The 14,979-nt window shown below is 72.3% G+C and carries 14 protein-coding genes; 8 read left to right on the top strand and 6 right to left on the bottom strand.

Going from position 1 to position 14,979, the window contains the following annotated elements:
* Positions 1 to 10 precede the first annotated feature (10 nt).
* The 3 genes from K7396_RS14050 to K7396_RS14040 form a co-directional block, all read right to left on the bottom strand.
* Positions 11 to 499 (bottom strand): succinate dehydrogenase hydrophobic membrane anchor subunit, encoded by a 489-nt coding sequence (locus tag K7396_RS14050; RefSeq protein WP_086720443.1) that lies wholly within the window; start codon positions 497 to 499, stop codon positions 11 to 13.
* A gap of 6 nt (positions 500 to 505) precedes the next feature.
* On the bottom strand, positions 506 to 886 hold the full coding sequence (sdhC, locus tag K7396_RS14045) for a succinate dehydrogenase, cytochrome b556 subunit (RefSeq protein WP_030066793.1): 381 nt from the start codon (positions 884 to 886) through the stop codon (positions 506 to 508).
* Between the two features lie 207 nt (positions 887 to 1,093).
* Positions 1,094 to 1,645 carry a 2-oxo-4-hydroxy-4-carboxy-5-ureidoimidazoline decarboxylase gene (locus tag K7396_RS14040; protein ID WP_223659937.1) on the bottom strand — a complete coding sequence of 184 codons (552 nt, stop codon included), beginning with the start codon at positions 1,643 to 1,645 and terminating at the stop codon, positions 1,094 to 1,096.
* A gap of 378 nt (positions 1,646 to 2,023) precedes the next feature.
* Here K7396_RS14040 and K7396_RS14035 point away from each other — a divergent pair, with 378 nt between their 5' ends.
* From K7396_RS14035 to K7396_RS14025, 3 genes are all read left to right on the top strand, one after another.
* The gene (locus K7396_RS14035) at positions 2,024 to 3,742 is read left to right on the top strand and encodes a beta-N-acetylhexosaminidase (protein WP_174886941.1); all 1,719 of its coding nucleotides are present in this window, start codon (positions 2,024 to 2,026) and stop codon (positions 3,740 to 3,742) included.
* Positions 3,743 to 4,339: 597 nt separating this feature from the next.
* Positions 4,340 to 5,131, top strand: coding sequence for an RNA polymerase sigma factor (locus K7396_RS14030; RefSeq protein ID WP_373866933.1), 792 nt, complete (start codon positions 4,340 to 4,342; stop codon positions 5,129 to 5,131).
* On the top strand, positions 5,131 to 6,174 hold the full coding sequence (locus tag K7396_RS14025) for a hypothetical protein (protein WP_152104684.1): 1,044 nt from the start codon (positions 5,131 to 5,133) through the stop codon (positions 6,172 to 6,174). The genes K7396_RS14030 and K7396_RS14025 overlap by 1 nt, the downstream gene beginning before the upstream one ends.
* Positions 6,175 to 6,666: 492 nt before the next feature.
* Here K7396_RS14025 and K7396_RS14020 read toward each other — a convergent pair whose 3' ends face one another.
* A complete protein-coding gene (locus K7396_RS14020; protein ID WP_152104683.1) occupies positions 6,667 to 7,542 on the bottom strand; it encodes a L,D-transpeptidase family protein in 876 nt (291 codons plus the stop codon).
* A gap of 135 nt (positions 7,543 to 7,677) precedes the next feature.
* Here K7396_RS14020 and K7396_RS14015 point away from each other — a divergent pair, with 135 nt between their 5' ends.
* Positions 7,678 to 9,276, top strand: a complete 1,599-nt coding sequence (locus K7396_RS14015; protein WP_152104682.1) for an acyl-CoA mutase large subunit family protein — start codon at positions 7,678 to 7,680, stop codon at positions 9,274 to 9,276.
* Positions 9,277 to 9,389: 113 nt separating this feature from the next.
* A complete protein-coding gene (locus K7396_RS14010; RefSeq protein WP_030284618.1) occupies positions 9,390 to 9,602 on the top strand; it encodes a hypothetical protein in 213 nt (70 codons plus the stop codon).
* 63 nt (positions 9,603 to 9,665) lie between these two features.
* On the opposite strand, the gene K7396_RS14005 is transcribed toward K7396_RS14010, so the two are convergent.
* On the bottom strand, positions 9,666 to 10,367 hold the full coding sequence (locus K7396_RS14005) for a FadR/GntR family transcriptional regulator (protein WP_086720656.1): 702 nt from the start codon (positions 10,365 to 10,367) through the stop codon (positions 9,666 to 9,668).
* A 132-nt stretch (positions 10,368 to 10,499) separates the two neighbouring features.
* Here K7396_RS14005 and K7396_RS14000 point away from each other — a divergent pair, with 132 nt between their 5' ends.
* Positions 10,500 to 11,015: a gluconokinase gene (locus K7396_RS14000; RefSeq protein WP_086720657.1), complete on the top strand. Its 516-nt coding sequence runs from the start codon at positions 10,500 to 10,502 to the stop codon at positions 11,013 to 11,015.
* Positions 11,016 to 11,101: 86 nt separating this feature from the next.
* Positions 11,102 to 12,499: a GntT/GntP/DsdX family permease gene (locus K7396_RS13995; RefSeq protein ID WP_086720658.1), complete on the top strand. Its 1,398-nt coding sequence runs from the start codon at positions 11,102 to 11,104 to the stop codon at positions 12,497 to 12,499.
* A gap of 143 nt (positions 12,500 to 12,642) precedes the next feature.
* On the opposite strand, the gene K7396_RS13990 is transcribed toward K7396_RS13995, so the two are convergent.
* Positions 12,643 to 14,220 (bottom strand): FAD-dependent oxidoreductase, encoded by a 1,578-nt coding sequence (locus tag K7396_RS13990; protein ID WP_086720659.1) that lies wholly within the window; start codon positions 14,218 to 14,220, stop codon positions 12,643 to 12,645.
* Positions 14,221 to 14,257: 37 nt separating this feature from the next.
* On the opposite strand from K7396_RS13990, the gene K7396_RS13985 reads away from it, so the two are divergent.
* Positions 14,258 to 14,935 carry a TetR/AcrR family transcriptional regulator C-terminal domain-containing protein gene (locus K7396_RS13985; RefSeq protein WP_086720660.1) on the top strand — a complete coding sequence of 226 codons (678 nt, stop codon included), beginning with the start codon at positions 14,258 to 14,260 and terminating at the stop codon, positions 14,933 to 14,935.
* Positions 14,936 to 14,979: the final 44 nt, after the last annotated feature.

The raw sequence follows: 14,979 nt of genomic DNA, 5'->3' as shown, positions 1-14,979 counted from the left end.
AGCCCCGGCTTCAGGAGATGTTCGGGTCGAAGGTGAAGATCACCAGCGTGCCCAGAAGGACGGTGAAGACCGTCGCGGTGTACAGCAGCATCTTCAGCCAGAAGCGGGTGTTGTCCCGCTGCGCGTAGTCGTTGATGACCGTGCGCAGGCCGTTGGCGCCGTGCAGCATGGCGAGCCACAGCATCAGCAGGTCCCAGACCTGCCAGAACGGCGAGGCCCAGCGGCCGGCCACGAACGCGAAGCCGATCTTGGAGACGCCGCCGTCGAGGACCAGCTGGATCAGCAGGTGGCCCAGGACCAGGACGACCAGCACGATGCCGGACAGCCGCATGAACAGCCAGGCCTGCAGCTCGAAGTTGCCCCGGGACGCACGCCCGGTCTTCTTCGTGCGCTTGCGCGGCGCCTCGATGACCGGAGCCGGGTGGTCCACGTCGTAGAGCGAGACGCCGTCGGACGCGCCCGCCGCGGTGGTACCTGCGGAGGTGGTTTCAGCAGACATCTCGCGTCAGCTCCCGAACAGCGTGCGCAGGGTGTGCTGCAGCACGGGGTAGAAGGCACCGGCCATCAGTACGACCCAGACGCCGACAACGGTCCACAGCATCTGCTTCTGGTACTTCGGGCCCTTCGACCAGAAGTCCACGGCGATGACGCGCAGGCCGTTGAGCGCGTGGAAGAGGATGGCGGCCACCAGGCCGTACTCCATCACATTGACGATCGGCGTCTTGTAAGTCGCCACGACGTTGTCGTACGCCTCGGGGGAGACGCGTACGAGAGCGGTGTCGAGGACGTGTACGAACAGGAAGAAGAAGATGAGGACGCCGGTGACTCGGTGAGCCACCCAGGACCACATGCCTTCCCGGCCGCGGTACAGCGTTCCAGCCGGCACGGAATAACCCTCCGGGAGCGGGGATTGGGGCGCCAGCCGGCTTCTCTGTCGGTCGGGCCCGGCCGGGTACGGTCCACCGGCCGCTCGTCATCGTATCGACGAGCTGTCGGTTCCTCGCGCGGGGGTCCTTAGGTGTGATCAAACAGGCACCAACGGGCTATCACACCAGCAGGAAAAGGCGGTTTTCCGGGCAAAAGTCGCGATTCGCTACGGCCCGGTGCTGAGCAGTCGCGCCAGCCGGCCCCGGGCCAGCCGCCGCAGCTCGTCCGCCGCGATCGCCCGCTCCTCGTCCGGTTCGTTGCCCAGCCGGGTGCGGAGGGCGGAGAGCACCTGGTCGAGCAGCTCGTCGTCGCGGTAGCCGTCCAGGCAGATGACGAAGACATGACGAAAACGCCGCTCGTACTCGGCGTGGGCGGCGCGCAGCGCGGTGTGGGCGGCGAGGGTGCCGGGCCCGCGGGCGCCGACGAGCGGCTGCGGGGAGAGGGACTCCTCGGCGAGCGCCTCGTTCAGTTCGGCCGCGGTCAGGTCGTAGCAGGCCTCGTCGGCGGCGGCGAGCAGCGACTCCGGATCCGGGTACGGGCGGTGCGCGGCCACCCGCTCGGCCCAGCGGCGGCTGCCGCAGCAGCTCAGCAGCGCGGTGAGGGTGTCGCCGCGGGTGAGGGCGTTGAAGCGGGCGAGCCCGAGCTCCTCGCGGCGGGGGCGGGGCAGGGCGGAGCCGGCGGCCCGTGCAGATATGCCGCACCGCGGGGGCTGCGGCATGGGCAGCGTCGTCGGCCGGGCGGCCGGGGTGTCACCGGACAGCGTGGGCTCCTCGGACGGGTGCGAATGGATCGGTTCGACGGGTGCGGGACGGACGACTGAAGGAAGCTGGGGGAAACGGACCGAAGCCGGGACGCGCAGGAAGCGATGGTAGGTGTGACGGTGGTGCGGATGGCACGACACCCCGGTGGTATCCGGCGGTTCCAGGAGGCCCTGTGAAGGGGGTGACGACTGGAACCGCCACGCTAACGATGCTTGTCGTTCGCTGTCCGATGGATGCGCGAATTTCACCCGGATGAGAGAGCTTTCGTGCGTTCGGTGGACGACCGGCTCCGCACACCTGGCAATACCTTCGCCCCGAAAAGTGAGGATTGCACGATGTCGAATCCGATGCGGCCGCCGCGCGCCCCGCGGCCCTCGGCCTCCCCGCGCCCCCTGACGACACCGGGGACGCGCCCGGGCCCCGCGGCCCGCGCCGCCCTGCCGGCCGTCGCGCTCGCCGGTGCGCTGCTGCTCGCCGGCTGCTCCGGCGGCGCCGACACGGAGCCGCCCGGAAGCACCAGCGCCAAGATGAACCCCTCCTCCGCCGCGACCCCCAGCTGGGCGCCGGTGACCGGAAAGCCGCAGGTCGTCCCGGCCGTCCGCGAGTTCCGCCAGGCCGACGGACGTGGCTGGCGCCCGTCCAAGGGGGCCCGCGTGGTGGTGCCGGCCGGCGAGAAGAGCAATGTCGCCGACGAGGCCCAGCGGATGGCCAACGACCTCGGCCTCGGCCTCGTCTACGGCGACCAGGAGGTCCGCCCCGGCGATGTCGAGGTGAAGCTGACGGGCAAGAACAGCGACAACAACGTCCCCGTCAAGAGCGCCGCCGACGAGGCGTACACCCTCACCGCCGCCGGCACCAAGCTCACCCTCACGGCCCCCACCGACGCCGGGATCTTCTACGGCACCCGCACCGTCAAGCAGGCCGTCCGCGCCGCCGGCGGGCTTCCCGAGGGCACCATCGAGGACCGGCCCGACCGCCCGCAGCGCGGCATGTCGCTGGACAACGCCCGCAAGCCGTTCTCCCAGAACTGGATCGAGGCCCGGCTGAGGGAGATCGCCGACCTCAAGCTCAACCAGTTCCAGCTGCACTTCTCCGACGACCAGGGCTTCCGCATCCAGAGCGACACCCACCCCGAGATCGTCTCCCCCGACCACCTCAGCAAGGCCCAGGTCCGCCAGATCATCGCGCTCGCGCGCACCCTGCACATCTCCGTCGTCCCGGAGCTGGACTCGCCCGGCCACCTCGGCGCCGTCCTCGACCACTATCCCGACCTGCAGCTGCGCAACGCCCGGGGCCGGGTGATCTCCGGCGCGATCGACATCTCCAACCCCAAGTCGGCCCCGCTCATCGACTCGCTGCTGAAGGAAATGGCCGAGCTGTTCACCAACCCCAAGGGCGCCCCGGCGTACTGGCACCTGGGCGGCGACGAGTACCAGGCGCTGATGGCGTCCTCGCCGGCCACCTCGTATCCGCAGCTGGCGCGGGCCGCACAGAAGAAGTACGGCTCCCGCGGCACCATCGAGGACCTGACGACCGGCTGGCTCAACGACCGGCAGAAGACCGTGGAGGCCAAGGGCAAGAACCGGGTGGAGGCCTGGAACGACGGGTTCTTCACCGGCGGCGTCGTGAGCGCGGACAAGAACCGGATGGTCGACTACTGGACCGGCAAGGAAGCCGGCAAGCGCGACCCCGCGGACTTCCTGCGCGAGGGCCGCGACGTCATGAACTTCAACGACGAGTACCTCTACTACGTGCTCGGCGAGCCCAACCAGTTCGTCTACCCGACCGGCCAGCGGATCTACGAGAGCTGGACCCCGCGGGTGATCCGCGGGACCCGGCCGGTGGCGGTGCCCGCCGGCATGACCGGCCCGGACCGGATTCCCGGGGCGCGTTTCGCGATCTGGTGCGACCGGGCGCAGGCGCAGACGGTCGAGCAGGTGGCGGCCGGCATCCGGCTGCCGCTGGCGGCACTGGCGCAGAAGACCTGGGACCCGGGGACGCCCGCCCTGTCCTGGTCGGACTTCAAGGCGCTGGCCAACCGGGTGGGGCAGTGACGGCCCGGTAAGAAACGAGTGAGAGAACGAGGACGACCGGGGCCGCCACCCCCCACAGGAGAGGCCCCGGCCGTCTTCGCGAAGGGCCGGTGACGGCCCTCAATCCGTACAGCGCCAGACGACGCGAAAGCGTCACACGGGGTACGGGAAGGGGTACGGCTCGTGGTCTGGACGCGGCCGGGCACGGGCCCGTAACGTGCACGTCCACGCAGGTCACAGCGATCTTCGGGCCGCCGGACGCGACGCGGGCAAGCCCTCCTCGCCGGGAGGTCCCCACGCGTCCGGGCACGCGCCCGGCCGTCGCGTCGCGGGTCCGGCGTCCCCGCCTCGGGGGCTCCGCCGTGGCGGACGGCGCCCGCCTCCCGGGTTCTGATCGTTTGCCCACACGGGATACGGTCTGCGGGAAGATCCGGGTTACCGACGGTTTCCGGCCTGCCGCGGCGGGCGGTGGCCGCTCCGGTTCCGGTGCCGAACGGCGGGGTGCCGCCCGCCCGGACGATGCAGGGAACGGGAATCAGGGCCGGTGGCGCGGTCGAGCGAAGCAGCAATGCAGCAAGGACCGGGCGGCGGACATTCCGCGTGCGACAGGATGGACCCGTGCGAGGGGACGACATTCAGCCGGACGACCGTCGGCTGACGGTGGCCGTGCAGGCGGCACAGGACGGTGACGAGGCGGCGTTCCGTACCGTCTACCGCGCCGTACATCCCCGGCTGTTGGGATATGTACGGACCTTGGTGAGCGAACCGGACGTGGAGGACGTCACGTCCGAGGCCTGGCTCCAGATCACCCGCGACCTCGCGCGCTTCAGCGGGGACGCCGACCGCTTCCGCGGCTGGGCCGCCCGCATCGCCCGCAACCGGGCCCTGGACCACATCAGGATGCGCGGCCGCCGCCCGGCGATCGGCGGCGACGAGAGCGAACTCGCCGACACCCCCGGGGCCTCCGACACCGCGGGCGAGGCCCTCGAAGCCCTGGGCACCGGCCGCACCATGCGGCTGATAGCCCGGCTGCCGCAGGACCAGGCCGAGGCGGTGGTGCTGCGAGTGGTGGTCGGACTCGACGCCAAGAACGCCGCGCAGGTGCTCGGCAAGCGGCCCGGCGCGGTGCGCACCGCGGCGCACCGCGGGCTGCGGCGGCTCGCCGAACTGCTCGACGACGAGCCGGACGGCGGCCGGGACGGACATCAGGACAACAGCCGGGACGGCGGCGGCAACGGCGCCGGCCACGGTGGCGAAGCCCCCTCCGGCGGGCCCGGTACGGGCCGGTACGGAGGTGGCGGAACGGTGAACGGAGTGCCTGTTCAGGGCAGAAGACGCCGCGACGGCGTGGCGGAATCGTACGTACCGGGTGTGACGGAAACGGCCGCACGAACGCAGAAGGACATGTGATGGCCGACGACCGGTACAACTGGCTCGACAAGGACACCGCGGAGCGATTGCTGCGCGGTGAGCCGGTCAGTGCCCGGCGCGGCCACGGCGCAGAGGAGCTCGCACAGCTCCTGGCGGCCGCCGCCGCGGTCGCCGCCAGGACACCCGAAACCGTCGAGCTGCCCGGCGAAGAGGCGGCCGTCGCCGCATTCCACCGGGCCGCCCACGGCGCCGGCGCCCGCGGCGCCGCCGCCGACCCGGTCGTGACCGGCGGGCACACCGCCCATGCCGCGGACCGCACCGAACGCACCCGGCTCGCCCGCCCCATCCGGCGCGGCCTCGCCGTGGCCCTCGCCGCCTGCGCCATCGGCGGCGTCGCCGTCGCGGCCGGTACCGGCGTCCTGCCCGACCCCTTCCGGGGCGGCGACCCGGCACCCGCCTCCAGCGTCTCCGCCGACGAGACCCCCGGCCCCTTCCGCACCGGCGAGCCCGGCGCCCAGACCGACGGCACCACGGCGCAGACCCCCGACGCCACCCCCGGCGGACGGGACACCGCGTCCCCCGGCGAGAAGCCCACCCCCGGCAGCAGCCCCGGCGCCGGCAGGACGCCCGGCAGCACCCCCGGCGGCGGCAAGGGGCACGATCACAGCACGCCCGGCGGCGGAACCCTGCCCGGCCAGGGCGGCCAGAAGAACCTCCTGCTCGCCCTCTGCCGGAACTACGAGTCCGGCAAGCGCGACGCCATGGACCGCGACACCCTGCGGAGCCTCGAACGCAAGGCCGGCGGCGCGGACAAGGTGCACGTCTTCTGCCGCGCCTACCTGGCGCGGTACCAGAACCTCGGCGGCTCGGGCGGCGGTGACGGCTTCGTCGGCGGCGCCGGCGACACCGGCGGATCCGGCCAGAGCAGCGGCGGGTCGGGCGGCGACGAGGACGACGAAGGCCACCCCTCCCACTCGCCCGGCACCACCCCCGGCTCCAGCACCCCCGCTCCGGCCCCCACCCCCTCGGCCACCGCCCCGAACCCGGGCAAAGCCACGCCGAGTGCCACTACGGGCGGCTAGGGCTCCTCGTCACGGGCGGCTGCAACCCCCCGTCGGAATCCAGGCCGGACTCGCACGCCCCGGGCACCGCGCCACGCGGCGCAGCCGCCGGCTGCCACGGGCGTCGCCGTCACTCCGCCCTGACTCCCTCCGCCACCCTGCTCCACCCTCCTCCCCCTCCGCCGCAGTGCGCTCCACGGCGCCGGACCCCGCCCGCGGATGCGCCCTGATCCCGGCGGCGGACCCCGGGTGTGACGTTTTTCGAACCCCCGGCGCAGTAATGAGTGAGCCGACTGGTCATCGGCTGCGCGACGAGCCGGGGTTCCCCCCGTACCTGCGGCTCAGCGCATCGGCGCGGGCGGGGCACGTTCCCCCGGCCCTGCCCGCGCCCTCTCTCTTGCGCCCAAGCCGGCGCCGCTCTCGCGGAGCGGGATCCGTGGGTGGGGGTGGCCCAAGTGTCTCTTCCGTCAGAGAACGAAGAGCGCGGCCGAGGATCCATGGCGGGTGTGCGGGTCAGTGATAGACCACCACCTTGGTTCCCTTCTTCGCCGTTTCGAAGAGAGCGGCGATCTTGGCCCTGTCGCGGACGTTGACGCAGCCGTGCGAGGCGCCGCGGTAGCCGCGGGCGGCGAAGTCCGCGGAGTAGTGGACGGCCTGGCCGCCGCTGAAGAACATCGCGTACGGCATGGCCGTGTGGTACAGCGTCGAGACGTGGTGGCGGCTCTTGAAGGTGAGTGTGAAGACGCCCTCGCGGGTGGGGGTGTACTGCGAGCCGAAGCGCACGTCCATCGCCGAGACGATCCGGCCGTCGACCCGCCAGGTGAGGGTGTTGCTCCGCTTGCTGATGCAGATCACCCTGCCCGTCATGCAGCGCGGGTCGGGGGCGCCGACCGGCCTGGCGGTGGGCGGGTAGAGCTCGTCGTGCGCGGGCCGGCGGGTATGGGACCGCAGCGCCCGCCAGGCCGCGGGCTGCACGCTGCCCGTACGCGGCAGGCCCTGCCGCTGCTGGAAGGCGCGGACCGAGGCGGCGGTCACCGAGGCGTAGTAACCCGTCGGGGCGTGGTCGAAGAGGCCCAGCTGGGCCAGCCGCGCCTGGAGTTCGCGGACCCGCGCACCGCGCGCCCCGGCCGCCATGAGCGCGCGCCGGGCCCGGGGCGAGGGGTGGACGGAGCGGTGCGGACGCGGCGAGGCGGTGTGCCCGGCCGGGGCCGGTGGCGCCTGATGGCCCAGCGGCGGGGGAGCGGGGGTGGTGGGGGCGTAGCGGCTCGCCCCGGCGTGCGGCGAACCGGCTCCGGTGACCGTCACCGGGCGGCAGCCCACCACGAGCGCCGCCGCCACCAGCACGGCGGCCACCGCGGGCGCCGTACGTCTTCCACTGCTCCGCTGCATGCGCAACCCCCGGATCTCAGCGGCCCGACCGGCCCTCGGAGACTCTTCCCAGGGCTGCGGGGCGGCGAACCTGCGGGCATGCTGTGAGCACGGCGTATCCCCGGTGCCGGTCAACCCAGCGGGAGGCGTAACCCCATGGCGCACGAGTCGGGCGGGAAGCGGTACAACGAGAGCGGGCTGCCCGTCGAACCGGTGTACGGGCCGGAGGCGCTGGACGGCTGGGACCCGGAGCGCAGCCTCGGCGCTCCCGGCAGCTACCCCTTCACCCGCGGGGTGTACCCGTCGATGTACACCGGACGTCCCTGGACGATGCGGCAGTACGCCGGCTTCGGCACCGCCCGCGAGTCCAACGCCCGCTACCGGCAGCTGATCGCCCATGGCACCACGGGCCTGTCGGTCGCCTTCGACCTGCCGACGCAGATGGGCCACGACTCCGACACCCCGATCGCCTCGGGCGAGGTCGGCAAGGTCGGGGTGGCCATCGACTCCGTCGAGGACATGCGGGTGCTGTTCGGCGGCATCCCGCTGGACAAGGTGTCCACGTCGATGACGATCAACGCGCCCGCGGCGCTGCTGCTGCTCCTCTACCAACTGGTGGGGGAGGAGGAAGGGGTGGCCGCGGACCGGCTCAACGGGACCGTGCAGAACGATGTGCTCAAGGAGTACATCGCGCGGGGCACCTACATCTTCCCGCCGGAGCCCTCCCTGCGGCTGACCGCGGACATCTTCCGCTACTGCCGCGCCGAGATCCCGCGCTGGAACACCATCTCCATCTCCGGCTACCACATGGCGGAGGCCGGCGCCTCGCCCGCGCAGGAGATCGCCTTCACCCTCGCCAACGGCATCGCCTATGTGCGGACCGCCGTCGCCGCCGGCATGGATGTCGACGACTTCGCGCCCCGGCTCTCCTTCTTCTTCGTCGCCCGTACGACGCTGCTCGAAGAGGTCGCCAAGTTCCGGGCCGCGCGCCGGATCTGGGCGCGGGTGATGCGGGAGGAGTTCGGCGCGAAGAACCCCAAGTCGCTGATGCTGCGCTTCCACACCCAGACCGCGGGGGTGCAGCTCACCGCCCAGCAGCCGGAGGTGAACCTCGCCCGGGTCACCCTCCAGGGGCTCGCCGCCGTGCTCGGCGGCACCCAGTCGCTGCACACCAACTCCTTCGACGAGGCCATCGCCCTGCCCACCGACAAGTCGGCCCGGCTCGCGCTGCGCACCCAGCAGGTGCTCGCCCACGAGACCGATGTGACCGCCACCGTCGATCCGTTCGCCGGTTCCTACGCCGTCGAGTCGATGACGGACGAGGTGGAGGAGGCGGCCGTGGCGCTGATGCGGCGGGTCGAGGACATGGGCGGCGCGGTGGCCGCCATCGAACGGGGCTTCCAGAAGGACGAGATCGAGCGCAACGCCTACCGCCTCGCCCAGGAGACGGACTCCGGCGAGCGGGTCGTCGTCGGCGTCAACCGCTTCCAGCTCGACGAGGAGGAGCCGTACGAGCCGCTGCGGGTCGACCCGGCGATCGAGGCCCAACAGGTTGAACGCCTCGCCGTACTCCGGAACCGCCGCAACACCCGCGCCGTCACCGCCGCCCTCGACGACCTGCGCAAGGCCGCCGAGGGCACCGACAACGTCCTCTACCCTCTGCGCGAGGCCCTGCGGGCGAGAGCGACGGTGGGCGAGGTGTGCGATGCGCTGCGGGGGGTGTGGGGGACTTATGTGCCCACTAATGCGTTCTGAGGGGGAAGTTGCGGGGGTGGTACCCCGGCACGGCGGGTGGCCGGGGCGCCGCGCCGGCGCCGGACGGGACGGGAGCTTGTGACCGCCGCGTGGGGCTGCGTCAGACTGTGGGTATGTCGTCACCCCGCCGTGCGTGCCCCGTGTGTACTCGAGAGATCGCCGTTGTCGGCGGGCGCTTCGCTCGTCATGATCCGCCTGGGCGGCGGACGGTGCTGGAGTTGGTCTCCTGCCCGGGGTCGCGCAGGATCGCGCCGATGATGGCGCCGGCGGAGAAGCTGTTCGATCCGGAGGAGCCGCCGTTTCCGGGGCAGCAGCCGTTGTTCTGAGTCGGGGAGGGCGTAGGGCGCAGGGCCGGTGGCGGCGTGGGTGCGTCGTCCGGGCGGGGGCAACTACGGTGCCAGGACGTCCAGTTCGGCCATCGCGCCTGCGGTGATCTCGCGGGTCAGGGATTCCGCGCGCGCCGCGTCGCCGGTGCGTACCGCCTCGGCGACCTGGACATGGAGGGTGACCGCTGCCGGGTCGGGGTCGGTGAACATCACGTGGTGCTGGGTGCGGCCGGTCAGGACGGCGGCGACCACATCGCCGAGCCGGGCGAACATCTCGTTGCCGGAGGCGGTCAGGATGACGCGGTGGAAGGCCGTGTCGTGGACGAGGTAGGCGTCGAGCTGCTGGCCGCGTGAGGTGGCGACCATGCCCATGGCCTGTTCGGTGAGTTCGGCGCACTGCTCGGGGGTGGCGTGCTGGGCGGCGAGGCCCGCGGCGACCGGTTCGATCGCCGAGCGCAGCACGGTCAGCGAGCGCAGCTGCCGGGGGCGGTCGCGGCCGGCCAGCCGCCAGCCGATCACCCGCGGGTCGTAGACGTTCCACTCCTCGGTGGGGCGGACGGTCACCCCGACCCGGCGCCGGGAGGCGACCAGCCGCATGGATTCCAGTACCCGGACCGCCTCGCGGATGACCGTGCGGGAGACGTCGAAGCGCTGCTCCAGTTCGTCCGTGCGCAGGACCGTGCCCGGAGGGTAGTCGCCCGCGGTGATCGCGGGCCCCAGGGACTCCAGTACACGGGCGTGCAGTCCCTTCCCCTCGTTTTCCATGGGGCAAGCCTACGTTCCCGCACCCCGGCCAATTAAGTATGACGTTTGCGTCACAGGCTCTTGAATACGTCGTACCTAATGGGTTTCAGTGGGGGCCGCACGAGGTCGATGAAGACAGCGAGGTACCACGGGATGAGCACCCCCGACGTGATCGTCGTGATGGGCGTGGCCGGCACCGGCAAGACCACCATCGGCCCGTTGGTGGCCGCCGGGCTGGGCGTCCCGTACGCCGAGGGTGACGACTTCCACCCGCCGGCCAACATCGCCAAGATGTCCGCCGGTATCCCGCTGGACGACGCCGACCGCGGCCCGTGGCTGGACGCCATCGGCGCCTGGGCCCACGCGCGGGCCGGGCACGGCGGGGTCGTCAGCAGCTCCGCGCTCAAGCGGGCCTACCGCGACCGGCTGCGCGCCGCCGCCCCCGGCGTCGTCTTTCTGCACCTCACCGGGGACCGCGCGCTGATCGGGGAGCGGATGGCCGGGCGCACGGGCCACTTCATGCCGACGGCGCTGCTCGACTCCCAGTTCGCCACGCTCGAACCCCTCGGGCCGGGCGAGACCGGCGTCGCCGTGGACGTGTCCGGCAGCCCGCAGGAGATCGCCGGGCGCGCGGTGGCCGCCCTGCGCGCGATGACCGCCCCGGCCTGACGGCCCGCCCCGCACACGGACCTGTACCGCAGCACACCCTTCCGCCTCTCCCTCCCTGCCCCCTCCGTCCAACCAAGGGAATCGCCGTGACACATCTCAGCGTCGAGATGCTCGCAGCGGACGCGATCGAGCCGATCACCTCGGCCGGTCACGCGCAGCTGGGCATCGCCGTCCTGGCCGGCATAGCCGTCATCGTCCTGCTCATCACGAAGTTCAAGCTGCACGCCTTCCTGTCGCTGATCATCGGTTCGCTGGTGCTCGGCGCGGTGGCCGGCGCCCCGCTGGACAAGGCCATCGCCAGCTTCTCGACGGGGCTGGGCACGACCGTCGCGGGCACCGGCGTGCTGATCGCGCTCGGCGCCGTCCTCGGGCGGCTGCTCGCCGACTCGGGCGGCGCGGACCAGATCGTCGACACGATCCTGGCCAAGGCGGGCGGGCGGGCGATGCCCTGGGCGATGGTGCTGATCGCGGGGATCGTGGGGCTGCCGATCTTCTTCGAGGTCGGCATCGTGCTGCTGATCCCGGTGGTGCTGCTGGTCGCCAAGCGCGGCAACTTCTCGCTGATGCGGATCGGCATCCCCGCCCTGGCCGGCCTGTCCGTCATGCACGGGCTGATCCCCCCGCACCCCGGCCCGCTCGCCGCGATCGACGCCGTCAAGGCGAACCTCGGGGTCACCCTCGCGCTCGGTGTGGTCGTCGCCGTCCCGACCGCGATCATCGCCGGTCCGGTCTTCTCCCGTTACGCGGCCCGCTGGGTGGACATCCAGCCGCCGGAGAAGATGGTGCCCGAGCGCGCCTCCGACGACCTCCACCAGCGGCCCGGCTTCGGGATCACCGTGGCCACCGTGCTGCTGCCGGTGGTGATGATGCTGGCCAAGGCGCTGGTGGACATCGTCGTCGACGATCCCGGGCACACCGTCCAGAGGGTGTTCGACGTCGTCGGCTCGCCGCTGATCGCGCTGCTCACCGCCGTGCTCGTCGCGATGTTCACGCTGGGCCGGGCGGCCGGTTTCACCCGCGGCCGGATCGCCGCCACCGTCGAGAAGTCGCTCGGCCCGATCGCCGGCGTGGTGCTGATCGTCGGCGCGGGCGGCGGCTTCAAGCAGACGCTGGTGGACTCCGGCGTCGGCCAGATGATCCTGGACGTCTCCCAGGGCTGGCACATCTCCGCGCTCCTGCTGGCCTGGCTGATCGCGGTCGCCATCCGGCTCGCGACCGGCTCCGCGACGGTGGCCACCATCTCCGCCGCCGGGCTGGTCGGCCCGCTCGCCGCGGACATGAGCACCACCCACGCCGCGCTGTTGGTGCTGGCCATCGGGTGCGGCTCGCTGTTCTTCAGCCATGTCAACGACGCCGGATTCTGGCTGGTGAAGGAGTACTTCGGGATGAACGTCGGCCAGACGCTGAAGACCTGGTCGGTGATGGAGACGCTGATCTCGGTCGTCGGGATCGGGTGCGTGCTGTTGCTGTCGCTGGTTCTGTAGCCGGCCCGTTCGTCCCCGGCGCGAGGCCGTACGAGCGGATGTCCGCTGGTACGGCCTCGGGTGTGGGGGCGGCTTCTCGCGGGGACGCGGCTGCGGGGACTCGGCCGCCGTCGGGACGTTGGCCCCGCGCCGGCCGCCCGCGGTCACCGGGTCGCCGGTACCGCTTCCGTGCCCGTGCCGAGGTACGTCTCCAGGGCCGCGGTCACCTGTGCCGTCGCGTTCTCGGGCGGGGTGGCGAGGGCGAGGTAGCCGTCGGGGCGGATGAGGAGGACGGCGGGGGCGGCGCCGTAGGCGTCGCGGATGTGGCCGTCGGAGTCGATGAGGTCCGGGGCCGGGCCGCCGACGCGGACGACGCGCAGCAGGGCCGGGTCGGCGGGCAGGGCGCCGGCGTCGATGCCGGTGCCGCCCAGGTCGAGCACGGTGAAGTGCGGGCCGCGGAAGACGTCGAAGAGCCGGGTGGGCGTGCCGTCGGCCGTGGTGCAGGGGGCCTCGGGGGCCCGGTCGCCGGCGGCGGGGACGCCCTCGGGGAGATCCGTGCGCAGCTCCCGCGTCAGCGGGCTGTCGGGGTAGCCGATGCCGAGCTGGTGCAGGTCGCGGCCGCGGCGCAGCTCGCGGGAGCGGTGCAGCCGGGTGCTGGTGTCGAGGATGCTCTCGGCGATCGGGCGGCGCTCGGTCTCGTAGGTGTCGAGGAGGCTGTCGGGGGCGCCGTGCCGCAGCACCTGGCCGAGCTTCCAGCCGAGGTTGTAGGCGTCCTGGACGCTGGTGTTCAGGCCCTGGCCGCCGGCGGGGGAGTGGATGTGCGCGGCGTCGCCGGCCAGGAAGACGCGGCCGGTGCGGTAGCTGTCGACCAGGCCCGCCCGGGGGCGGAAGAGGGAGGACCACACGACCTCGCGGATCTGCTCGGCGTCGAGGTGGGTGTGGGCCGCGAGTTCGGCGCGGATCGTCTCGGGTGAGGTGTCCGTCGTGCCGTTGAAGGACGCGATCATGGTCTGGAAGCGGTCGGTGCGGGCCAGCGGGAGCATGCCCACGAAGCCGCCGTTGGGCAGTTCCCAGCGGTGCCAGTGGTCGCGGTCCAGGCCGTCCACCCGGACGTCCGCGAGCAGCACGCCGACCGGCTCCAGCTCCGGGCCGCTCATCTTGACGCCCAGCGCGCGGCGTACGGTGCTGCGCCCGCCGTCGGAGGCGACCAGATAGGCCGCGCGCACGGTGCGCTCCGTCCCGTCGGTGTGGCGCAGACGGGCCGTCACACCGGTGGAGTCCTGGTCGAACGCGGTGAGTTCGGTGTGGAAGACCACGTCCTGGCCGAGCTCCCGCAGCCGTGCGTGCAGCACCTCCAGGTTGCGGTACTGCGGCACCATCAGGGCGTTGGAGTACGGGTTGTCGGGGGTCGGCTCGACCCGCTCGATCATCTCGGTGATCTCGACGATCTCGCCGTTCTCCCAGCGGGCGGTCGGCGGGTAGAGGCCGCCGGCCGCGAAGGCCGCGTCGATCACCCCGAGGTCGTCGTAGACCTCCTGGGTGCGCGGCTGCATGCCGTTGCCGCGGGCGCCGGGGGAGAGCCGCTCCTGCCGCTCGACGAGCAGGGTGCGCACGCCGCGCCGGGTGAGGTCGATCGCCAGAGCGAGGCCGGTCGGGCCCGCGCCGACGATCAGGACGTCGACCGCCGTGCCGTTGTCGGGCAGAGCGGCGCCAAAGGTTTCCTTAACGTTGTTAAGTGCCATGTCCCGAGGATGGGCTTAACGGTGTTAAGTTGTCAACATGGTTTCGCGCATCGACCGGAAAAAGGTCGTGGACACCGCACTGCGGCTGCTGAACGAGGTCGGCCTCGACGGGCTCACCCTGCGAGGTATCGCCAAGGAGCTGAACGTCCAGGCCCCCGCGCTGTACTGGCACTTCAAGAACAAACAGGAACTGCTGGACGAGATGGCCACCGAGATGATCCGGCGGATGGCCGGGAATCTGGACGGCGGCGGGTCCGGCGCGGACCCGCGCACCGGCACCTGGCAGGAAATGCTCGTCGGCGCCTGCCGGACGGTGCGCCGCGAGCTGCTCGGCTACCGCGACGGCGGCAAGGTCTTCAGCGGCACGCGGATGACCGACGGCTCCGCCGCCGGGCCGCTCGACTCGCTGATGGCCTGCCTGACGGCGGCGGGCTTCACCCTGGAAGAGGCCGTGCGGGCCTGGTGGGCCGCGTACAACTTCACCGTGGGCGCGGTGATCGAGGACCAGTCGGTCCACCCGGTGCCCGGACAGCGCGAGATCCGCGACCCGGCCTACGACGAGTCCGAGCGCGAGCGGCAGCTCGGGCGGGAGTTTCCGCTGGCGGCGCAGGCCGGCCGGACGATGTTCGGCGATCTGGAGGCGAGCTTCGAGGCCGGGCTGCGGATCATCGTCGCGGGCATCGAGGTCACCATGGGCCCGGACGCGCGGGGCTGAGCGCCGAGGGGCGGGCGCCCGCGGAGTCGCGGGCGCCGGCCGCC

The sequence above is a fragment of the Streptomyces angustmyceticus genome, assembly GCF_019933235.1.
Taxonomy (GTDB): Bacteria; Actinomycetota; Actinomycetes; order Streptomycetales; family Streptomycetaceae; genus Streptomyces; species Streptomyces angustmyceticus.
Note: the sequence above shows the minus strand (reverse complement) of the source record. Positions and strands in the feature narration are given on the sequence as shown.